We start from the raw sequence: 21336 nt of genomic DNA on the forward strand, positions 1-21336 counted from the left end.
GGCTGATTTATTTAGTCGCGGGTTTTTTCATGCAATCCCCATGAGTAACTGATGCAGTAAAGACCGCACGCTCATCTCTACTGGCGACGATACAGGCGCAGTTCCTCTTCTCCAACACGTTCTTCGAAAGCGACTCCTGGCAGCCATTTTTCGAGGAGCTCAAAATGCTCATCGAAGCACGCATCTAATTGAGCATCACTGCTGAAATAGGGTGGTCCTTCTTCAAGATCGGGATAATCGTTTTTGAAGAAAATGCCCAAAAATAATCCGCCTACTCTGATGGCTTTCGCAGCAGCCTCAGCATAAGCCTGACGCTGCGAGGGATTAATAGCGCAATAGAGCGTGTGCTCAACGAGGACGTTGAATCCCCCCGTCCAAGCCGCACCAAGAAAATCAATTTGTTGGAAATCTAAATTTTGCGGATTTTCGTATTCTTGTGCGCGGCATAATGCTTCCGCTGAAATATCCACCGCGAGCACTGTCGCCCTCGGAGAACGGCAGGCAACGTAACGGGCATCATGGCCCAAACCGCATCCTGGCACCAGTATTTTGCCTGAAAACTCTAATCCGTTTTCCAGCGCTTCGACCAGAGGAGGCGCCACATGCCCCTTGTCCCATGGAGTATCATTTTGCAGATAACGTCGGTTCCAATCGGTCATCGTAATGGGCACAAAAAGACCCGCTTCATTAGTTAGAAGCGGGTCTCAGAAATCTTGGGGAATTAAGCGCCTTAAACGAGAGACTTCAGACCGGAGCCAGCCTTGAACTTAACAGCCTTAGAAGCCTTGATCTGGATCTTCTCGCCAGTTTGTGGGTTAACGCCAGAACGCGCTGCGCGCTCGACGACTTCAAAAGTACCGAAACCAATCAGCTGAACACTGCCGTCCCTTGTGATTCCAGCCTTGATGCCATCAAGAACAGATTCAACTGCACGCTCGGCAGCGGCTTTGGATGCGTCATCACCCAGGAGAGATTGTACTTCGGTTACGAGATCACCTTTATTCATAGAATAGATTTTGAGGTAGTTAGTTAATTCAATTGAGTTCGTTGCAACCAATCGGCCGCAGATCGACGAGCGTCAACTGAATTTCGGGCTCCAATCCTACTTTTTATGGGCATTGAGGGATTTTTAACTGTTTTCGCCCGAAAAAGCTCTAACGCGCCATCAACGGACTAATCGCTGCCAGGTTCGAAATTTTCCGATCCAAGCTTGTCCCCGATATCGGCTAACAGCATTTTCTTCTAACATGGCTCATGTAAACGACGTCCATATTGTCTCAACCGATCCCCTTCTCGAACCTGCACAGCTTCGTGAGAAGATTCCCACGACGGAGAAGGAGAAAGCATTTATCCACAAATCACGCGAGACGATTCACAACATTATATTTGGCGACGACCCGCGTGAACTCGTCGTGATTGGCCCGTGCTCGATCCATGATCCAGAAGCAGGCTACGATTATGCACGCCGTCTGAAAGCGCTCGCGGATGAGTGTTCAGACCAGATCTATGTGGTCATGCGGGTTTATTTTGAAAAACCCAGGACAACCGTTGGCTGGAAGGGTCTGATCATGGATCCCCACCTCGACGGTAGCTGCGATTTGAACCAAGGTCTCGGCTTGGCGCGGGAGGTTTTGAAATCAGTCATCGAAATCGGACTACCAACCGCAACCGAGCTTCTGGATCCAATCACTCCGCAATACATTGCCGATCTAATCAGCTGGTCTGCTATCGGTGCCCGGACCACCGAGTCTCAAACTCATCGCCAAATGGCCTCGGGCTTGTCGATGCCAGTCGGATTTAAGAACTCCACCGAGGGCAACATCACACCGGCGATTAATGCCATTAATGCAGCCAGTAAAGAGCAGACTTTTCTAGGGGTCGATTTAGCGGGCAGAGCAGCAGCAGTCACCACGAAGGGTAATCCTGACTGCCACCTCATCCTAAGGGGGGGGAGTAGCGGTCCGAACTACTCAGCCAAGTATGTCAAAGACTCAGCGGCTAAATTAGCCCAAGCTGGGCTGATACCGGCCATCATGGTGGATGCCTCCCATGCGAATTCATCAAAAGATCCGTCCCGCCAACCAGTTGTAATCGAAGACGTCTGCAAACAAATCGCTAACGGTGAGGAATCCATCATTGGCATTATGGTCGAGAGTAATATCCACGCAGGCAATCAGGCATTTCCGCAGCCTAAAGAAGACCTCAAATATGGTGTGTCCATTACCGACGGCTGCATTGACTGGGAAACGACAGAGACGATGTTGCGAGACTTTCACCAAACCTTGAAACAAAGGAATACAGCAGTCAGTTAGTCTTTACCTAGGGGCGAGTCTTCACTGGCACGTCTTTTTTTAACAACCACGCATCGACATCTGATCTATGAAAGCACCCATCCGCATTGCAATTACGGGCGCCGCCGGCCAGATCGGCTACGCTCTCCTGTTCCGCCTCGCCTCAGGTGAAGTTTTCGGGAAAGACCAACCCATAGCGCTCAATTTAATCGAAATCCCGCCGGCGCTCGATGCCCTTAAAGGTGTCGCCATGGAGCTGGATGATTGTGCCTTCCCCTTGCTCGCTGAAATTGTGACCACAATAGATCTCGATGAAGGCTTCAAAGATGCGGACTGGGCTCTGCTCGTCGGAAGTGTCCCACGGAAAAAGGGTATGGAGCGTTCAGACCTCTTGGGCATCAACGGCAAAATTTTCACCGGACAGGGCGAAGCCATCGCACGCTCGGCAAAACCGACTGTCAAGACCCTGGTTGTGGGCAATCCCTGCAATACCAATGCATATATCGCGATGAAAAATGCTGTGGGCATCCCAAACACGCAGTTCTTCGCCATGACACGCCTCGATGAGAACCGCGCTAAAACTCAGCTCGCTCAAAAAGCGGGCGTTCCTGTAGCGTCTGTCAATCGCCTGTGCATTTGGGGCAACCACTCTGCTACTCAATATCCAGACTTCTATAACGCCCACATTAATGGAAGTCCTGCCGCGGAGGTCATTGCTGATGAGGCCTGGCTCAAAGAAACCTTCATCCCGACGGTCCAGAAACGCGGGGCGGCAATCATAGAAGCCCGTGGGGCCTCGAGCGCCGCCTCAGCCGCGAACGCTGCTCTCGACACCGTAAAATCGCTCGTGACGCCCACTCCGGAAGGCGATTGGCACGGTGTCGCTGTCATCTCCGACGGCAGCTATGGCACGGAAGCTGGCCTAATTATTTCACTGCCTATACGCACACATGCCGATCTGAGCTGGAGTGTCGTTGAAGGCCTAGAGATCAATGACTACAGCCGGGGAAAAATCGATGCTAGTGTGGCCGAATTAAAGGATGAAGCTCAGATGGTTGCTCATCTGATCCAGAACTAGGCAACGACAAATTTCAGCCGCGACCAACGGTCACGATAATTTATTTCAAGCCAACCCAGTGTCCCACCAGGTTACGGCTTCCCGCGATACGTGGTGGAGCCAGGAATAGAAGTAAATGCTCATTTTCGCTCCGACGAAAATCATCAGAAAAGACCCAACGATAACCCGATTTCTGAAAGAAAAACTGAAACCCTACGCGACCGCGCAAACCGATGGGAGTGCCGGTGCTCAACCCAGGCTTTAGACTAATTTCGATGTCTTCTAGGGCGCGCTGCTCGATCGTACCGAGGAGATTTGCCCGGGTGGCATTATAGATGAAGAGCTTCCCGGAACTCAAATTTAGCGAGTCTAGGTTCAGATTGAAGAGTATCGCAGGTATGCGTTCGTCAGCGCCACGTCGGTTGCGCGAAACAATCACTACCAACTGCTCACGGGCATCCAAGAGTTGCTGCGCTGGATAGGTGTCTCTCGCCCCCTGACCGTCTGCTGAATTGGATAAGTATAGCCTATCTGGGCCAAAATAACTGAATACTGGCGAAGCTCCCGAAGTGCGCACGGGCACAGGGAGCCATTCAATAGAAAAGTCTCCGGCCTCAATCGCATTGGGTTTGTATTGCGCCATCCACAAAGGCTCCACACCCCCAAGACAGGCCAAACGAATCTGTGTTTCCACCGGGATATGGGCTGCTTCCTGACCTATCGCCGAGACCCCGCTGAGCAAAAATAGCACCGAGATCTTTATAGCTCTGATTCGTTTAACCATCGAAAAGAAACCATCTCAAATTTACGCTGATCCGTCATACCCGTGCCTCCGATATCGACCACATCTGGCAGGCGCTGGATCACCGCTTCGCACCAAGCTTCGGTATAACCATCGCTATCGAATTGACTTTCTGAGCGCCCATAAGCCCGGACTCTGAATGTATCGCCACGCACACTGAGAATCGGTGCCAATACAGTCATCAAATCAGAGGGAAGCACCCAGGCAGGCAAACGCTCGTCAACCGTCTGTACCTCCCAGCCGTTGTCATCGCACGGCTGCTGGCGAAGTTCCGGCACCGATGCAATTGCTCGCTCGAGTAGCGAATTGCCCTCCTCGTCTACATCATTGATTAAGCGCTCCAGACTTACGATGGGCTCGTCTAGGGACCTGAGCTCATCAACGATTGCAGACGCCAAACCCGACAGAAGAGACGTATCCCCCATCTGAAAATCATTCGACATCACACCACTATGCCTCTGGCGCGCGGCGATAAATTGCCAGCCATATTGGAAAAACTGAGACGGTGGAACGTCGTGCTTAGATCTAAAACTATCTAAATCTCTACCAAGCCAAGCAGCCTGGCTGAATGAAAAGCGACCCAACGCCGGAGGGACCCGCCCTGAGCTGTGGACAGCGGTATCGTCTTCATTGTCGTCGTACGTCGAATCTGGGACCATATAGGTCAATGACTCGCTCAAAGCGACAGCCAACATGGTTGCCCATGCGCGTGCACTGAGTGAATTCACATTAAACCTGCCTGAGACCATTAAGGTGTCGTTGGCTAGTGGGACGTTGTCTGCCTGTAGAGTGAGTGCCCGCATCGCAGGATGCATGCGAAAATCAGAATTAGCGGCATCCACGCCCACCTGCTGACCAGAAAAGAAGTGAGTGTCGAATACGCTATTTTTCTCATTACCCCAGGAGTTACCCACTGCAAAAGGTGCTTTGCCGTGTACGACCACATGCTGCAACTCTCCAATCGACAAGAGCGCGCGTGTCGGAATATCGAACAAAGGTGAGTCCACCTCAGGGCTATTATGGCGCCGATTACCGGCACTCAAAACACGCTCAAATATCGAGTCATCCGGTTCAGACGCGCTGAGAGCCAAGGTGTTTGGACTCAGGTCCGGGGAGTAACCTGTCGATTCTTTGGTGGTATAACCCATCTCGGGCAAATCGCCAAATTCGTGATGAAGGCCACGCGGCTCGTGTAGTCGCATCCAATCCGACGCATTTAGGTCTATGGTGTGGGATCTCTCAAACTTGCGTGCTTGAAATGTAATGAAACGGCGGTCCCATCGTGCTTCCGTTGCTGCTGTATCCGCCGCGTCCCATTCGAAATCGTCGAGTCGTGCCAGAACCGCACCATCTGACTTTCGTCTCAACACAAACGTTAGTGAAGACGCAGGGACACGGTATCGAATTGAATCATAATCGCCGCTATCCGGAAATGCCACCCCTGGCACAGCAGGCAGATGTAGCCGTGTGGCATTAGATGACTTCGTCCCAAATACCCCATAGCCTTCGGCTGGTGTCGCACGTGTCGTATTGTTACGGCCGACCCAATACTTCACGCGGCCCCCACCCCAGTATTTCGCATCGAAACAATCCTCAGCGACTTTGCTGGCATGCGGGTCTACCACAAAAGCGAGATCGACTTTGATTCCCTGTCCCTCGCTCAAGTCTTCTCCAAAGGTCTCAATCGGACTCATTGTAAAGGCAGGAAGATCCACCTCATCTTTGACACAGAGCACTTCGATATCCGGCACACCATAGACCTCCAACGTCATCTCTTCTGGCTCAATTATTTGAGCATAGGGGTTCCAGAGCTCCAATACCGTGCGCATACTCAAATATGCAGTCCTATCGGAGGCATTGTTGGGTGCCGGCGAGAACTGGAAGCCTACATCCGTAATGACAGGCGCAAGCACATGGACAAACTCTCCATCCTCAGGATCTGTAGGATTATAAGGCTGTATGCGAAAAAAACGCCGCGGATCATCTTCGGACTGGATCAAGTCGTGATCTGGATCTGGTGGAACGATGTAGCTTTTGTGATCTAGCCATGCCCGAAGCCCCGGCCCCAACGAATCGGCATCTAGAGACAAATCCGTCTTTAATCCAAAAGTCCCATCAGTCCGCGACAGCACCCCCAAACTCTGCACGGTGAGCTCCTGGGTGGAGTAACTCACATACAAGCCGAGTGCCCTTGGCGTCGGCGACATGTTAAGAAATTTCAGATCTTGGACTTTTTGAAGAAACTGAGCGTCTGGACCCGCCACAGCATCGATAACCGGAAAATCCCCACCGTCCCAATGCTCATTGGCCAGTTGGAAATAATAGCCCACACTCCGTCCAGGATTCTGAAATAAGTCTGCGTGAACTCCCTCATATGCGGTAGATTCTGCAAACGCGCCACGCCCCAAAAATATCTGGGCCTTTGTCGCTTCGTCGGAAACATGCCAAGCATAGCCACCACCCTCCATTTCCTGGAATGGCACATCGACATCGTCTAAGCCCAGAGACGCTTCACCCTGCTCAATCAGAACACTCGAACCAATCGCCTCAGCAGACTGACCCGAGACCATCCACTGCTGAAATACCGGACTCTCTGGAACGGAAGTGTCCCACACAGATAACCACCCATGGGTGCTGTTGCCGCGGTTCTCCAGGTTATCATCGTTTCCGTAACCGACACGCGTCGCACGCGCATCGTGACCTAAATTACGACTCAGCTCCCCAACGGCAATCTGCATGGCTAGACGCGCATGCTGCCGGGCGGATCGCTGGCTTTCCTTGACAGATGTTTCTCTCAATTCGTGGGTCACCAAAACCGCCATTGAAGACAATAAAACGGTGAAAAAAGCCACCAAGAGCAGACAAGCGATGAGAGCAAAACCAGTCGGCCGCGAACAACGAATACCGGGTAATTCACCTGTAAAATCTCTTGGAAACCTAAACATTGAGTAAACTTAGAGTGATTGTGAGGAAGCAACATGCATTCCCAAAATCATCCGAGCGAAATCAAATCTTTCTGTTGAGTGATTTGATTCACATAATTTGACATGTGGAACCAAGTAGTTGAAAACCCGGTCGAGTTGGACTCACATTTCCGGTAATTATGAGTCGAACGATCGTCCTTAAAAAATTCTATCTCTTACTCGTCGCGCTACCGTTGGTAGCATGCACAGCTCAGACGCCAGACGCTGAAGCCGAAGGCTCTAAGGGGTTGATCGATATTCCGATGGATACGTCCGAGATCGACCGCAGCGACATACGTTTCAGCTATGCGCCCATGTTGAAGGCGGCAACGGAAGCTGTCGTCTCGGTGCATACATCGCGCATTGTGGTCACACGCAATAGCGGCCGCAGTCCGATGCAAGACCTACTACGGCGATTCTATGGCATCCCCATTCCCGATTCCAGCGAGACCATCGAGCGCCGACTTCCGAATGGGCTCGGTTCAGGCGTCATCGTGGACCCCTCGGGCATCATCATCACCAATTACCATGTGATTTCCGTCAACCGCTCCGAGCGCCTGGCCGACGAGATTTTGGTTCAGCTCAATGATGGGAGAGAATTTGAAGCGGAAGTCATTGGCGGTGATCGTGACACAGATCTAGCGGTGCTTAAAATAGACGCGGAAGCCCTACCATCATTGCCGATGGCCAACAGCGATGCCCTTCAAGTCGGCGATGTTGTGTTCGCCGTTGGAAACCCGTTGGGAGTCGGCTTGACTGTCACTCAAGGTATCGTCTCCGCCACCGGACGTTCTGATCTGCAAATCATTGGCGAACGCTCTTACGAAAATTTCATCCAGACCGATGCATCGATCAACCCAGGCAACTCAGGAGGGGCTCTGGTTGACGCCCAAGGCCGTCTCATCGGTATCAATACGGCCATTCTGTCTCGCACCGGAGGTAACATCGGAATCGGATTCGCCATCCCTTCAGTCTTAGCTCGAAACATCGCACTCTCCCTAGTAAATTTCGGAGAAATTCAGCGCGGATTCCTCGGAGTGAGCCTGGACGATTTAGACCAGGCGTTGGCGGAGTCTTTTGGCGGCATCGCCTACCGCGGCGCACTTATCCAATATGTCGAAGACGACACCCCGGCGGCCCAAGCTGGACTGAAACGCGGGGACATCGTAACACATCTAAACGGCATGCCGATATCCGGTGACGAGGACTTGCGCTCCCGAATAGCAAGTCGATTGCCGGGGACCGAAATCATATTAAAGGTGGTGCGTGACGGAGACACCATCGATGTCCCCGTTATGCTGGGGGATCTTTCAGAACGTATCGCTCAAGCTTCTACCAGCGCTGAACTGCTCGACGGCGTCACGGCAGAATTTGTCGATGACGCCCTCCGCGAAGAATTTGGTATCGATGAGGAAGTCAGCGGTATTTTCATCCGGCAAATCGAGACCAGCTCACCATACGTGCGCTCGATGAGTGCGGGAATCATCATTTTGGAAATCAACGGGCAAGCAACCACGTCTGTCGCACAGGCGCGGGACCTCTTCAGATCCGGGATCAATCGGCTCTACGTCCAAGCAGGCGATAGCTACGGCTTTATTGCTATTCGTGTGCCATAGAGTAATCGCGATGGGTCGCGTCGAAGCGTGACCCTCCAAGTGTAGATATCTAGCCCTCTCGGCTTTGTTCAGCCGGGTCCCACCACTTACTTCCGTGGCACCAACCACATCGCCTGATAGGGATCCAATACAACACCCTTTTTACCGGAGCCTAGCGTCTTGCCAGACAAGATGTCGTAGAAGTTTTTCGTATCCTTTAGCAGCGGTGTAGACTGTGGATTGGAAATAGTCTGCGGCTCGTGAGTGAAATTGTAGATACAGATAATCACCTCTGACTCATCGGGCGAGACGCGTGTCAGACCAAAGAGTTTAGGGCCAAGATCGTGAATAATCATAGCCCCATCTGGATGAAAGGCTGGATGACTTGCTCGACGGCGTAGGAGTTTGGTCATCAGGCCAAATATCCGGCATTGTGCATTCTCTGCATCACTGATGATTTCAGTCAACTCGCCGATTTTATACTGACGGCGATTGAGCGTCCGATTCCGCTGCGTTTCGGCAAAGCCTTCGTGCCAGTTTGGCGTACCAAGCAAAGTGTGGATGTAGACCGCTGGCATGCCTCGGAAGCTCAATGCGAGCGCCTGAGAACAAATTAGACGCCGAATGCCGAGTTCTGCGTCGGAGTCTGATAGCATCGACACATAGGTAATGTTCAGCTCATACGGAAGCTGGGTACCATCACCCAAGCTTCGATAGGACACTTTACCCCCCTTCTGCTCCACCTGTTCCACCAAGAAGTCTAGCTCCTCATCCGGCACTAGGCCAGATATAGGCCGCACACCGATACCATCGTGACTCGCAGTAAAATTAAAATAAGTGCAGCCCTTGGGAGGCAGAGATAAATTACTGGCCCACCGTGTCAGATAAGTCGAGTCGTTGCGCAACAAGCCGTGCACCAGTAGTGGAGGCAGGCTAAAGTTATAGACCATGTGCGCTTCGTTTCCAGCGCCAAAGTAACTGATGTTTTCCTCATGGGGGACATTAGTCTCGGTAAGCAGGAGTACATTCGGAGCGAGCGCATCTACAATGTCGCGGAAGAGTTGGATAACTTCGTGTGTCTCCGGCAGGTGGATGCAGGACGTCCCCATCTTCTTCCAAAGAAATGCCACAGCATCCAGACGCAGGACCCGCACACCTTTGGAAATGTAGAGAAAGAGAATGTCCAGAAACTCGAAAAACACCTCAGGGTTTTGCCAATTCAGATCGACTTGATCGGCACTAAAGGTGGTCCAAACATGCGACTCGCCATCACGAGTTGAAGTGGCGGTGAGCAAGGGGGATGTGCGCGGACGCACGACCGAACTAAGATCCGTATCCGGATCGAGGGTCAGAAAATAGTGGCGTGCAGGCTGAATGCCCTGAACGAAATCCTTAAACCAGCTACTCTGGCCAGAGCAGTGATTCAGGACGAAATCGAATGCGAGATCGAAGCTTTGTCCCAACTGCTCAACATCTCGCCAGTTCCCGTTTTCGTCAGCAACCTCACGGTAATCAATCACCGAGAAACCATCATCGGATGACCAGGGAAAAAATGGCAGTAAATGGATGATAGGCGTGGCGCCCTTCAGCTCACTTTCCGCAAATTTGCGCAGCACCTGGAGCGGCGTCTCTTTTCCATCATCGGAGACCAAAGTATTGGCATACGTAATGAGGGCCACGTCCGTCTCATTCCAACGCGTCTTCGGCGCTGGCGGGACATTAAGACCTACGCCATAACGCCCGATCATCATGAAGAAACGTTCCTCCAAGCCGTCGGCTTGGTTGCCATAGATTTTGTGGAAACGCTTGCGAATGCGGGAGAGCTGTTTCTGAGAGAAGAGCTTGATAATCATAACAATTCGTTGGGGAAATTAATATCCAGTCAAACTACCAATCACGGTGCGGAGGATGCGGCGCAGTACGCTGTAGCTATAAAAGCGGCGCGCCACCTTGTAGTTGTGCATCACCATCTCAGCGCGGTACTGGTGATCGTTGAGGACTCGATTGACCTCGTTGAGCAGGTGCTGCGTGACAAATCCATCCATCTCCATGAGTCGGAAGCCCTTCGGTTCGATATCCTGAATATAGATGGAATAGCGGTTAATTAGGACGGGCTTTAGAAAATAAATCGCCTCTAACAAAGCGTTACCGAAGCCCTCATAGGTGCTGGGGTAAGTCACCAAGTCCGCATGAGGATAAATGTCCCAAAGCGTATAAATCTTTTTGCCTTCCGCATCAAATTGGCGGACTTCCCCCACCCGAGTCGACACGAAGCGTAGATCAACATTTTCCTGGCGAGCGAGTTCCACCAATAGGTTTTTATATTCCATCCCCTCATCACCCGCATCGTGAGAAATCACAAGCTTACAGCGCGGATCATTCAGCATAGATACCATCTTAATCGCGTGCTCGATACCTTTGCGCGGCACGATCCGCGTAGGCTGAAGGATCAGGAAATCATCCTTGGTCAGCCCAATCTCTTCGCGAAAGTCAGAAGTATAAGGATCGACCACCTCCTCTGGTGGATTGTCGAAGTCGAATACGTTTGGAACGAGAAAAGCAGACGCCCCTTTCCGAAATGATAACTGTTCCTGGGCTGCTTGATTAATCACCACGTGGCGAATATTCGGCAAGCAAGCAGGGAATGCCATATCGAGATAGTCTTGAATTGCTCCCACACTAAAACGCGTCCGCTCCCAATAAAAATCGTGGTGGTGAGCAATGGCAGGCATGTTGGTCTCAGCTAGAAACTCTGTCACTGCGATGCCCAAAGGCACGTGCATCGGGATCGCCAGAATATTCTGCGGCACAAGGATATCGATTTTGTGGTATTCAACAAAACGATAGAGCGAGTCTTTCAGGTAATTAGCCAGTTCTCGAATGCGTCGCGTCACGAGACGATCTCGTTGAGAAACGCCCCAGATACGGTCATTAATCCACTTCACCTCCGGATGCCTAAAATAGGCCTCTGGCACGCAGAAGCTGAGTCCTGGCGAACGATCATTACGGCCGCTATACCAATAGCTGACATGACGATCATCCCACAGGACCTCGGCCCATTTAGCGCTCTCTAGCGACACACCGTCTGATCCGGCAAAGCGTGTTGATACAAATCCAATGTTTTTAGGCATGCTGTGTTAGGTTTAATGCCGCCTGCTTTATGTCATACAAGCGTGAAGGCGATAAAATGTTAGCAATGGTTATACCCGCTTTATCATGAAAACCGGCGCCACAGCGAAGGTGATAAAAGCGCCAAGATGGCATAGAGTTCGAGACGACCCATAATCATTAATATAGACAGAAAGACCTTAGTAATCGGCAGCATATCAGCGTAGCTTGAAGTCGGGCCCACTTGATCGAAGCCAGGACCCACGTTGAACAAACAGGCAATTGCAGCAGTAATTGTAGTCTCAAAGCTCAGATTATGCTCAAACACTGAAAGTAAAAAAATCGAAGCCGCGGTGCTCAAGAGCAGCACGACCGTGTAACTGATCACACCAAACTGAACCGACTCTTTGAGAGGTTGTTGATGAATCCTAAGCTGACGCACCAAGTGCGGCCGAATCGATCTCTGTAGGTTCAGGATAGCCACTTTGACCGTGACCACAATGCGGATCACCTTATACCCGCCTGCCGTGGAACCCGAACACCCACCGATAATCATCACCGAAAGGAGCACGATCTTGGCAGGCATGATCCAGTCATCGTAGTCCGCAGAAGCAAATCCTGAACTGGTCATCAGAGAAGCGACCTGAAAGGACGCGAGGCGAAGCCCTTCTTTCAATGAACTGGCATGCCCGCCTTCAGCGAGTTCGATTGCGATCAGCGCCGTGGCCAAAACGAAAATCATATAATAACTGCGCACCTCAGAATTCCGCGACGCCTGCCGCCAATGACCACGTAGTATTTTCAACATCCAGAGAAAACTGGTACCCCCGATAAGCATGAACACCACCATGGTCCACTCGACAGCAGGGTTTGCAAATGCAGCAATGCTATCCGAACGCGTGCTAAAACCTCCGGTGGCGATGGTCGTGAAGGCGTGACAGAGCCCTTCATACCAGTCGAGGCCCGCCAGCATGAGCAGACTCCAGCAGGTCAGAGTAAGTAACAAATACAGCTTTAGAATATTCATCGCCCCACTCTGGATACGCGAGCTCTCTACCTCAGAGGAAGTCCCACTCGACTCATTGGTAAACAGCATTTTCGCTCCAGCACCCAGCGAAGACAGAATCGCCACAAAGAAGACCACCACGCCCAAGCCACCGATCCACTGGCTCATGCACCGCCAAAAAAGCAGACTCCGCGGCCACGTTTCAAAACCCGTAAACACACTGGCACCCGTGGTAGTCAGTCCAGATACCGATTCAAAAAAAGCATCCGACACCGACACCCCAGGCAACACCATCAAATAGGGCACTGCACCCAATACACTCGCGATCAGCCAAGAATTTCCAATCAGTGCAAACGCCTCCTTGCGGAAGAATCGGTCGTCTGCACCTCTCCCTGCCACCACCAAAGCAATCCCGAGAAATAGGGAAATGCCTATCGCCCAAGCAAAACCGATTAAAGCATCCAGCTCGGTCTCTACATCGCCCCAATAGACGATGCCACATAGAGCTGAGACGATCAGCGCAGCAGTAAGCGCAAAAGTCGTATAACCCAGAAGCCTCGATATGAGCCGGTAATTCATTGCCTACTTCAAGAGCTCAGACAGCTCACGCATGTTCTCCTGACGCACGATCGTCACAATACGATCTCCCGGGAGAATTTTGTCATCGGGCCCCGGCACCTTAGCTTGATACTTATGCATGAGCGCAACGACCACAGTCCCCGGTGGCCATGCGATCTCACGCAGCGTTTTATTCCCCTGCTTGCTGTCTGCTGGAATTTTGGCCTCCACCATACGCGTGTCAGAATTACCCAACGTTGCTATCTCCAAGAGGTCATCGGTAGATATCAGGCGCATTACCTCATGGGCTGTCGCCAGCCGAGGCGATACGATCAACTCGACTCCAAGTGTTGTCTTAAGGGTATTGATGACCTCTTGGTAATCAGCCCGATTGATCACTAGCTGGACATGTTTCGTTCCCAAACGCGACACCTGAAGACTCGTCATGATGTTGTCCTCATCATCCTTAGTGCAGGCCACAAAATAGTCCGCCCCATCGACCTGTTCCTCTTCGAGGATCCTCAGAGTCGTGGCATCTCCATTAATGATCGTCACATGATCAAACTGCTGGGCAAGCTGATCACATAATTTAGAATCTCGCTCGATAATCCGGACTCGAAAACGCGGATTATTGAGTAGGCGCACCAAGGCTATAGCAGTTTCGGTAGCACCAAATAAAACGACCCGAACTTTTTGAAGTCGGTGAGCGGGATCGACACGCGCTCGCTCCTCAGTAACAGCATTCGGATGCCCAAACAATGCTACCCACATCCCAGGTTTAAGCGTGGTATCGGCAGTGGGCACCATTACCTCTTTGTCCTTCCTGACAAATCCGATGCGAACGCCATCCTCGATACGGATTTCACGCAGTGTCTTATCGGCGTAACGTGAACGCTCGCTCACCTGCACCTGTTGCACCTCGATCTGCCCACGCGCGATATTTTCCACCGCCAGGCGACCAGGATTGCGCATCGCTTTAGCGAGTTCAACAGCACATAGAGCCTCCGGGATAATCACGTGATCGATCCCGAAATGGTGCTGATAATTGACGATAGAATTATCCGAAAAGGTCTGATCGTGGATCCGTGCAATCGTCTGCACCTTCAGTCCCAAGGCTTTGGCCAACGAGCATGCGATGATATTGGTTTTATCATCACTCGTCATCGCCAAGAAGAAATCGCAGTCCTCGACACCAGCCCGCTTGATCATTGCGGCTGTGCTTCCACTACCCAGATACACCTTGGCATTCACCTCCTCGTCCAGCATCGCAGCGCGGTGCTCGGAAGACTCAATCACCGTCACCTCATGACCCTGACGACTGAGGAGATCGCTTAAATAAAAGCCTACTTCGCCGGCTCCGACGACAATGATCTTCATAGCAAAACTCTGCGCACGCTAGGTGAATACGACTACAGGTGAAGGAAAAACGCCCAAATCCGTCACCGAACAACGCACTTCGTGCATTGAACAATTCCTATTCCTCCTCCTGATTGGAGTCATGAACTATTGGCTGATGAAGTCCGAGCCGGATGTATTTTCCATTGATGATCTGGCAGCATGCCCCGAGCAGACCGAACCCTGGGACGGCGTGCGCAACTACCAAGCTCGCAATTTCATGCGCGATTCGATGCAGATCGGCGACCGCGTGCTCTTCTACCATTCACGCTGCAAACCACCTGGCGTCGTCGGAATCGCCGAAATCGTCAGCGCAGCCTACCCCGACCCCCTCGCTTTCGACAAAAAAAGCAACTACTATGACCCTAAGTCAGATCCAAACAATCCGCGCTGGCTTATGGTAGACGTGAAGTTTGTTCAAAAATTCAACACCCCAGTAGCACTCGACACACTCAAGGTGACTCCCGAGCTGGACGGCATGCTCGTCATCAAACGCGGCCAACGCCTATCGATCCAGCCAGTCGAAGCCTCGCATTACAAAAAAGTCCTCGAGCTGGCTGGGCTTTGAGGGATGCCCCACAGCGACTCATCATCTAGACACTTGACCTTCCCTAAATCATCACTCCGACCACCCCTGCGCAGATCTCTCGGGTAGAATCTATAACACATGGAGCATGCGTAGTGTTTCCAAGATCGGGGCCGAGGGTATCGGTGTCTTTGTTGGTGCAATCTGCACACATTCAGTCGCTTGGATTGCCTGACTTTGCTTGGGCTATGGGTCACTTCAAAGCGTGCCCCTCCATTCATTGAGGGCGGTGGAGAGCGGCGCTTCGCCGCCGCCGACAGCGTGGTTGTATTGCTATGCACCAACTCAAATGCAGAACGCTCTGAAATTTTCCATAACGAGAAGGGATCAAGTTCCATGCTGCCTTCTCATTCATTCTTGTTCGCTCTCCAGCTTCTGTGATGAGGCGAAAACATCAGTTCCCCTAGCTTTGAGGTGATGGCTGCCAACTGCCATATCTATCGTTCCCGACTGCAGTATTGTCGAGTTCAGTTATTTGAGGCAATCCATCTGAAGGCGTGTATGTCTCAATCATCCTAATTATAACGGTGTAGACATTTTTGAATTCGGAGCCTGAATTACGTGTCTGAATCGTATGTTTATACTCTTTCACTATTTCCCACTTAACAGTCCCAATTTTTTTATAGCTTCCAGTGTTAGAGCGTTCAAAAATATCAAGTGGGCCTTGTCCGGCGCCGAGCCATCTGTCCCCTGAATATGAGATTGGTTTTTCGCCGGCGGTTAATCTGTTAAAGTCCCAGTTTACTGTGACTTGAGTTCTGAAGACTGTTGATGCTGTTCGCTCGTCTTCCCGATTTACTCGGTATGTGTGTCGCAACTCTAAAGGGAATGTTTTGGGTCCGTGTGGCATAGCTTATGTGATTGTTGGTTTTTATCAGATTGCTGGAACGAAATCAGGGGGTGGATTTTTACGCATTCCTTTAGCGGACGTCGAGCTCAGGCGCGAGCGAAGCGAGTTGTCCTGAAGCGTCTGGATAGCATTTGTTATTCTACAATTTGGAAGGATGTGACAGCAACTGTTACCTGGTCAAAGGCAAAGCCAGCTTTCTCTTCTTCTGTGAGATGATTAGGAGTATTTCTCTCCTCTTTCGCAGTAAAACTTTCACCAGAATCCAACACCTCAATGTCATGTATATGTTCATTTTTAACATCTACCAATTCACCGTTTCTGTAGAACTCTAGGTTAACCTTAATCTGCGAAATCGCATATTCACTTTTATTTTCTAATCGAAACATTATGGCCTGCCTGCCTTTCCATTCAGACTGAATCTCTTTAACGCCGGTCACGTGAACATTCTTTTTAATACGCAAGAATTTTTCATCACGGCTCTCCTCATCGTCCTTCGATGAGAATCCGCTACTAAATCCAGTTTTTAATTGTGATGCGATTTGCTCTGCGAAGTCTTGTATCGCTTTTGTTTTCTCCGCGTCGCCACTCGCATCTTGTGCGATTGAAATCAGTTCATCATAAGCACCTCGAATTTCTGAAGCGAAGTCTGGCTTCATCTGCGATTTCAAAGTGAATGCGGAAACGATGACAATTATTGTGATTACGATAGGGCTATTTATTACTTTCATATTCTTTTTGCTAACGCAAAGTATAAGTGTCACCGATGGCAAGGCTATTCAACCTGCAACCATACCGTCATCCCACTTCACAAAACCGTCCCGCGCACAGCCCAAATCGGTGTCACTTACTACATCTTGTTATGCTATCCGGTATCCGAACCTCACTCAACTTCTAGCTTCTTTCATAACAGATGCTCTCCATCAACAATAGAAGACTTTTTCTTAAACCAAGTCTTTTTAGCCACAGTTGAGAAACCGCTCAATTAATGAGAAGCCATCACCAATAACTCTAGTTCAGAATCGGCATCGTCTCACTTCGACTCCAAGTCGAATTTCTTGTAGAAACGTTGCGCATAACGATGCTCTTTATCACTCGGTCGACAACCCTCTATCCTCCAAACAGTGCCTCCCTGAATTTTTTGAGCTCTGTAGATCTTCCCATCAGCAACATTTTTTGTCCTTCGAGTACGAAGCATAACCTTAATGTCAATGATTGGGAAAAAGCCTTTATTGACAAACTTGAAACCATACTCGCGATCATCTCCCGTTCCACGCCTCGCAATGAAAGGTGATATTTTGATCTTCGGCCGAAGACTAAAGAGGAAAAATAGAAACACCAGAGAGACGACAAATCCCGAACCTATACCAATAAAAAATGAATCCATAACCGAAGGAGCTACTGTGAGAGAGTTCGCATAACGCTAAAGGATAAGTGCAGCGATGGAAGCTTTATCTGAATTGGAACCAAACATTTCATCCCATTCTCCAAAAGCGCATCTCGCGCCGGGAACAATCGCTGTTACTTACTCCGGCTTGTTCTGCCTACTCGGATCTGCATACCCTATGAACGATGTCATCACTATCAATCCGATGAGCGGAAGATACTCTATCTGGACCGTATGAAAGAAAAACAAAGCAATCCTGCTCAATCGCCATAATGACCCCGTTTCCGAAAGAGTCGCGGATGACCCCCAATTCATCTATGTTCTTTGGATCAAATTGGTAAATAAAAGCTCCCTTTGAATTATCGCCTTCCAGCATATTCACAAGGTTAGGGAGATCACTGTAAGTCAACCTATGTCCTAGCTCTATCTCATAGGCAATCATTGCAGTACCTAAAGAATCAAAAAAAGCTTTCGACTTCGAAGACTTCACTTTGTCGCCAACAACGAAAACGCCATAAAGAGCCCACCCGAATATCAGAACCACCAAAATGGATAAGATGAGACTCACAATATATTTTTTCACTTTTGCAGAACAGTTAATATTATATCAACGAATCGTCCTGATAATTCTGGGGATTTATGTTTGTTGTGATGGCGAGATGGAAGTGGCTGAACATGATGTGCTTGGTTATGTGCTTCGCGTGCGCGGATGGATAGCTTTTAAAAGTACTTTGGTATATTGGGGCTAGGAAAAAGATAGTGCCTGGAGGCCTTTTGCGAAAAAGTCCGCTTCGATCGGGATAGGCTGTGGCTTGTTGGGGTTGCTCGCATTCGGATCTATCCGCTGATGAACGCGAATAAACGCTAAATTTTTCCCTGCTATCTTCATGCAGCGAGGATTCAGCTCAAACTATCAATATTTTCGACTGCTTTCCAGAATCGCCGACGATTGGTCAAACACTGGCCAAACAGTATCGCAATTGAGCTACCCGTGAACTATTTGTCATTCGACATATCCTCTGCGCCTCTGTGTCTTGAGCGAAGCGGGCGTGAGATGTTTGCTGTTTGAGCACAGATTCTTTGTCCTCGGATTCTGTGGGATTTAAAACGCACAAAGCATGCGTAGCGTTTCCAAGATCGAGGCCGTAGGAGTAAGTGTCTTTGTCAGCGAAATCTGCACAAATTCAGTCGCTTGGATTGTCTAACTTTGCTTAGGCTATGGGTCACGTCAAAGCGTGCCCCTCCAATCATTGACGGCGATGGAGGGCGGCGCTTCGCCGCCGCCGAATACGTGGTTGAATTGCTATGCGCCAATTACAATACAGAACGCTCTGGAATTTTCCAAAACGAGAAGAGATCGGGTTTTCTGCCGCCTTCTCATTCATTCTTGTTATCCTGCCAATCACACAAGCATCTTCCCGAGGAGACCGAGCAGAAATCCGAACACCGCCCCCATGGCGGGCATCCATCGTCGCTGCAATCGCGCCTCGGGAGCTATATCTTGAAAAACGAGATAAAGAATACCACCGCTCGCAAACAGCATCATGCAGGAGACAAGGGTGTCGTATGAAGCAAGGATGTAATAGCCACTGAGTCCAGCACATGGGCCCAGCAAAGCCATAGCAAAGAATGCGACTATCACGCGTCGACCGGACTTCTTGCTGTTCAAGGTCATTTCGCGGTATGCGTTAAAGCCCTCCGGCAAATTTTGAATGGCGATCATTGCGGCCAATAACTTTGCAGTCGGGCTTCCCGAAGCCAATGATGCACCCAGTGCAATCGCCTCAGGAACGAAGTCCGACAGCATTGCCACTAACTGCCCGCCCGGGCTCTTGATTTTGTCGAGTAGCACATCGAGCGCAAGAAATGCGAGCCCGCCACCCGCAAAACAAGTCGCAGCTAGCGGAATCGAAACCGATTCAATCCCCTCCGGCACCAGCACAAGTGCAATCGCTGACAGGAGTGCGCCTCCACCAAACGCAATAATCCCATGCCGCATCTCAGAGTTCATCCAATTCGGATGAATGCTATCCGCACATGCAAGAAGCGCCCCCACAGGCATCGCAATGCCTGCCATCAACGTAAGGGCAACAACAGTCGTTACTTCATTCATGCGACTGCTTGGTCATATGGGATAAGAGTGAAGTTCAAAGGCAAAAAGTAGCGCAAGCTACTTGGACTTTTCTGGAATGGCACGACTTGTTGCAGTTCGTTTTGTTGCATCGAGGATGATTGAGGCAAAGTGGATCGACCCGCTTTGGTTTCTGCGATCAAGTTTTGAAGATCTGTAAATCGGTGCCTCTTTTTCATTCCAATCGTTTATTTCAAATTCCCTTCTTCGTCGTGATATTCTTGGAGCGATAATTCATTACCTTGGGTGGCTCTTCAACCGTCCCAACTCTGTTCACCCGCTCCGATTATTATCTTCATTTCGTGTACTGCTGAGGCACCCTGATGGCCGTGTTATCCTATATTAGAGCCGCCGACTGGATATGGCCTTCCAGTGGCGGAGGTTGGATGTTGGCATTGGAACAGCATATTTTCTATTCAATAGCTAACAAGCAGGAAGGATGCGATAGGGATGATCTGTCAGTGAATGCCTATATCATACTTTATCTTTGCCACTCGTCTCGAGCGAAGCGGGCGCGAGGTGTTTGCTGTTTGGGCACAGATTCTTTATTCTGGGCTGCTGTGGGATTTAGAACGCATAGGGCATGCATAGCTTTTCCAAGATCGAGGCCGAGGGTGCAGGTATGTTTGTTAGCGCAATCTGCACAAATTCAGCCGCTTGGATTGTCTGACTTTGCTCAGGCTATGGATCATGTCAAAGCGTGCCCCTCCAATCATTGACGGCGATGGAGGGAAGCGCTTGAAGGGCATGAAAAGGAGACAACATCGCGCAAACAAAGAGCAGACTATCGCCTCGATTACTGCCCTAGACTGCGTCAGTGGAAACCTCAAAAAACTCTGCATGGGCTGGTAATCATACCCACCGCTCACTTTATAGATTCGCTCAGTCTACATCTGCATAACAAAACCGATGAGACGTAGCGTCACCTTCATTCAGTCGACTGCTTGTCGCCAATGCCCACTCTGGCCAATAGCGGAAGTCTACTTGGTGTGCATTGATGACAACCTGAGAAATACTCTTTGTGTGCGTCAGGGGCCTATCCACGCGCACAGAATCGCGGGGATGCGCTTCGCTGGTAATCGTGTGAAATTCGTTCAACACCCTTTGTGGACTGAGTTCTCCCTGAGCTCGAAAGTGCTCCCAAAGCTGATATCGATAACGTCTCACCTCATCAAGACGCTCCGATGATGAGGTCAGGCACAGGGGGAGTTGTTTTCTCTGAACATCTAACTGAACGCCATCCCATGAGGCTATCTCCACACTATATCGATCCACGCGGACGCAATCGAAGGGGCTAAAATCAGAAAGTCTGAAATAGTCTTTAAGCCGAACAAGCGATACGGATTCATCCGCCTTCAAGAGAATTGGAATAATCCCACCTCGCGAAATCTGGCCTGGTTGAGCGTTCTCATCTTGATAGCGATTGAGTATGGCGAAGACCACGCCTTCAGCATGCGCGCCCAACCATGTCCCCCTCGACTCTTCATCGACTGGATAACAATACTCCGAGTTCGTTTCCATATGATGTGACTCCACACGTGAACGCAGCTCATCGCGGTTCACCGATATAACGATAGAGTCTTGGTATGGCACTACTGACAGGGTGCACA

The 21336-nt window shown here is 50.3% G+C and carries 17 protein-coding genes; 5 read left to right on the forward strand and 12 right to left on the reverse strand.

Annotated features, from left to right (window positions below; all coding sequences use genetic code 11):
* Window positions 1-77: 77 nt before the first annotated feature.
* Both HRU10_00770 and HRU10_00775 read right to left on the reverse strand, forming a co-directional pair.
* Window positions 78-659 (reverse strand): methyltransferase domain-containing protein, encoded by a 582-nt coding sequence (locus HRU10_00770; protein NRA25765.1) that lies wholly within the window; start codon window positions 657-659, stop codon window positions 78-80.
* Between the two features lie 71 nt (window positions 660-730).
* Window positions 731-1006 carry an HU family DNA-binding protein gene (locus HRU10_00775; GenBank protein NRA25766.1) on the reverse strand — a complete coding sequence of 92 codons (276 nt, stop codon included), beginning with the start codon at window positions 1004-1006 and terminating at the stop codon, window positions 731-733.
* A gap of 241 nt (window positions 1007-1247) precedes the next feature.
* On the opposite strand from HRU10_00775, the gene HRU10_00780 reads away from it, so the two are divergent.
* Together HRU10_00780 and HRU10_00785 are read left to right on the forward strand one after the other, a co-directional pair.
* Window positions 1248-2312, forward strand: coding sequence for a 3-deoxy-7-phosphoheptulonate synthase (locus HRU10_00780; GenBank protein NRA25767.1), 1065 nt, complete (start codon window positions 1248-1250; stop codon window positions 2310-2312).
* A gap of 67 nt (window positions 2313-2379) precedes the next feature.
* Window positions 2380-3369 carry a malate dehydrogenase gene (locus tag HRU10_00785; protein ID NRA25768.1) on the forward strand — a complete coding sequence of 330 codons (990 nt, stop codon included), beginning with the start codon at window positions 2380-2382 and terminating at the stop codon, window positions 3367-3369.
* 40 nt (window positions 3370-3409) lie between these two features.
* Here HRU10_00785 and HRU10_00790 read toward each other — a convergent pair whose 3' ends face one another.
* Window positions 3410-4132: a hypothetical protein gene (locus HRU10_00790; GenBank protein ID NRA25769.1), complete on the reverse strand. Its 723-nt coding sequence runs from the start codon at window positions 4130-4132 to the stop codon at window positions 3410-3412.
* The gene (locus HRU10_00795; GenBank protein ID NRA25770.1) at window positions 4108-7095 is read right to left on the reverse strand and encodes a hypothetical protein; all 2988 of its coding nucleotides are present in this window, start codon (window positions 7093-7095) and stop codon (window positions 4108-4110) included. The genes HRU10_00790 and HRU10_00795 overlap by 25 nt, the downstream gene beginning before the upstream one ends.
* A 158-nt stretch (window positions 7096-7253) precedes the next feature.
* Between HRU10_00795 and HRU10_00800 the strand changes: the two genes are divergently transcribed.
* Window positions 7254-8729, forward strand: coding sequence for a trypsin-like peptidase domain-containing protein (locus HRU10_00800; GenBank protein NRA25771.1), 1476 nt, complete (start codon window positions 7254-7256; stop codon window positions 8727-8729).
* 86 nt (window positions 8730-8815) lie between these two features.
* Here the strand turns inward: HRU10_00800 and HRU10_00805 are convergent, their stop codons facing one another.
* The 4 genes from HRU10_00805 to trkA form a co-directional block, all read right to left on the reverse strand.
* Window positions 8816-10561: an alpha-amylase gene (locus HRU10_00805; GenBank protein ID NRA25772.1), complete on the reverse strand. Its 1746-nt coding sequence runs from the start codon at window positions 10559-10561 to the stop codon at window positions 8816-8818.
* An 18-nt stretch (window positions 10562-10579) separates the two neighbouring features.
* Window positions 10580-11839, reverse strand: coding sequence for a glycosyltransferase family 4 protein (locus tag HRU10_00810; GenBank protein NRA25773.1), 1260 nt, complete (start codon window positions 11837-11839; stop codon window positions 10580-10582).
* Window positions 11840-11922: 83 nt separating this feature from the next.
* Window positions 11923-13401 (reverse strand): TrkH family potassium uptake protein, encoded by a 1479-nt coding sequence (locus HRU10_00815; protein ID NRA25774.1) that lies wholly within the window; start codon window positions 13399-13401, stop codon window positions 11923-11925.
* 3 nt (window positions 13402-13404) lie between these two features.
* Window positions 13405-14757, reverse strand: coding sequence for a Trk system potassium transporter TrkA (gene trkA / locus HRU10_00820; protein NRA25775.1), 1353 nt, complete (start codon window positions 14755-14757; stop codon window positions 13405-13407).
* 121 nt (window positions 14758-14878) lie between these two features.
* On the opposite strand from trkA, the gene HRU10_00825 reads away from it, so the two are divergent.
* Window positions 14879-15343: an EVE domain-containing protein gene (locus HRU10_00825; GenBank protein ID NRA25776.1), complete on the forward strand. Its 465-nt coding sequence runs from the start codon at window positions 14879-14881 to the stop codon at window positions 15341-15343.
* A 1002-nt stretch (window positions 15344-16345) separates the two neighbouring features.
* Here the strand turns inward: HRU10_00825 and HRU10_00830 are convergent.
* The 3 genes from HRU10_00830 to HRU10_00840 form a co-directional block, all read right to left on the reverse strand.
* A complete protein-coding gene (locus tag HRU10_00830) occupies window positions 16346-16939 on the reverse strand; it encodes a hypothetical protein (protein ID NRA25777.1) in 594 nt (197 codons plus the stop codon).
* An 813-nt stretch (window positions 16940-17752) separates the two neighbouring features.
* Window positions 17753-18178, reverse strand: a complete 426-nt coding sequence (locus tag HRU10_00835; protein ID NRA25778.1) for a hypothetical protein — start codon at window positions 18176-18178, stop codon at window positions 17753-17755.
* An 819-nt stretch (window positions 18179-18997) separates the two neighbouring features.
* Window positions 18998-19708, reverse strand: coding sequence for a divalent cation transporter (locus HRU10_00840; GenBank protein NRA25779.1), 711 nt, complete (start codon window positions 19706-19708; stop codon window positions 18998-19000).
* 708 nt (window positions 19709-20416) lie between these two features.
* On the opposite strand from HRU10_00840, the gene HRU10_00845 reads away from it, so the two are divergent.
* Window positions 20417-20578: a hypothetical protein gene (locus tag HRU10_00845; GenBank protein ID NRA25780.1), complete on the forward strand. Its 162-nt coding sequence runs from the start codon at window positions 20417-20419 to the stop codon at window positions 20576-20578.
* A 30-nt stretch (window positions 20579-20608) separates the two neighbouring features.
* Here HRU10_00845 and HRU10_00850 read toward each other — a convergent pair whose 3' ends face one another.
* Window positions 20609-21319: an NRDE family protein gene (locus tag HRU10_00850; GenBank protein ID NRA25781.1), complete on the reverse strand. Its 711-nt coding sequence runs from the start codon at window positions 21317-21319 to the stop codon at window positions 20609-20611.
* Window positions 21320-21336: the final 17 nt, after the last annotated feature.

The sequence above is a fragment of the Opitutales bacterium genome (assembly GCA_013215165.1).
In the GTDB taxonomy this organism is placed as follows: domain Bacteria; phylum Verrucomicrobiota; class Verrucomicrobiia; order Opitutales; family JABSRG01; genus JABSRG01.

Excerpts from the sequence above, each read along its gene's own strand:
- HRU10_00800 (NRA25771.1), top strand. The coding sequence starts at position 7,254 with ATGAGTCGAACGATCGTCCTTAAAAAATTCTATCTCTTACTCGTCGCG.
- HRU10_00780 (NRA25767.1), top strand. The coding sequence starts at position 1,248 with ATGGCTCATGTAAACGACGTCCATATTGTCTCAACCGATCCCCTTCTC.
- HRU10_00795 (NRA25770.1), bottom strand. The coding sequence starts at position 7,095 with ATGTTTAGGTTTCCAAGAGATTTTACAGGTGAATTACCCGGTATTCGT.
- HRU10_00840 (NRA25779.1), bottom strand. The coding sequence starts at position 19,708 with ATGAATGAAGTAACGACTGTTGTTGCCCTTACGTTGATGGCAGGCATT.
- HRU10_00825 (NRA25776.1), top strand. The coding sequence starts at position 14,879 with ATGAACTATTGGCTGATGAAGTCCGAGCCGGATGTATTTTCCATTGAT.
- HRU10_00805 (NRA25772.1), bottom strand. The coding sequence starts at position 10,561 with ATGATTATCAAGCTCTTCTCTCAGAAACAGCTCTCCCGCATTCGCAAG.
- HRU10_00790 (NRA25769.1), bottom strand. The coding sequence starts at position 4,132 with ATGGTTAAACGAATCAGAGCTATAAAGATCTCGGTGCTATTTTTGCTC.
- HRU10_00845 (NRA25780.1), top strand. The coding sequence starts at position 20,417 with ATGTCAAAGCGTGCCCCTCCAATCATTGACGGCGATGGAGGGAAGCGC.
- HRU10_00830 (NRA25777.1), bottom strand. The coding sequence starts at position 16,939 with ATGAAAGTAATAAATAGCCCTATCGTAATCACAATAATTGTCATCGTT.
- HRU10_00785 (NRA25768.1), top strand. The coding sequence starts at position 2,380 with ATGAAAGCACCCATCCGCATTGCAATTACGGGCGCCGCCGGCCAGATC.
- HRU10_00810 (NRA25773.1), bottom strand. The coding sequence starts at position 11,839 with ATGCCTAAAAACATTGGATTTGTATCAACACGCTTTGCCGGATCAGAC.
- trkA (NRA25775.1), bottom strand. The coding sequence starts at position 14,757 with ATGAAGATCATTGTCGTCGGAGCCGGCGAAGTAGGCTTTTATTTAAGC.
- HRU10_00770 (NRA25765.1), bottom strand. The coding sequence starts at position 659 with ATGACCGATTGGAACCGACGTTATCTGCAAAATGATACTCCATGGGAC.
- HRU10_00815 (NRA25774.1), bottom strand. The coding sequence starts at position 13,401 with ATGAATTACCGGCTCATATCGAGGCTTCTGGGTTATACGACTTTTGCG.
- HRU10_00775 (NRA25766.1), bottom strand. The coding sequence starts at position 1,006 with ATGAATAAAGGTGATCTCGTAACCGAAGTACAATCTCTCCTGGGTGAT.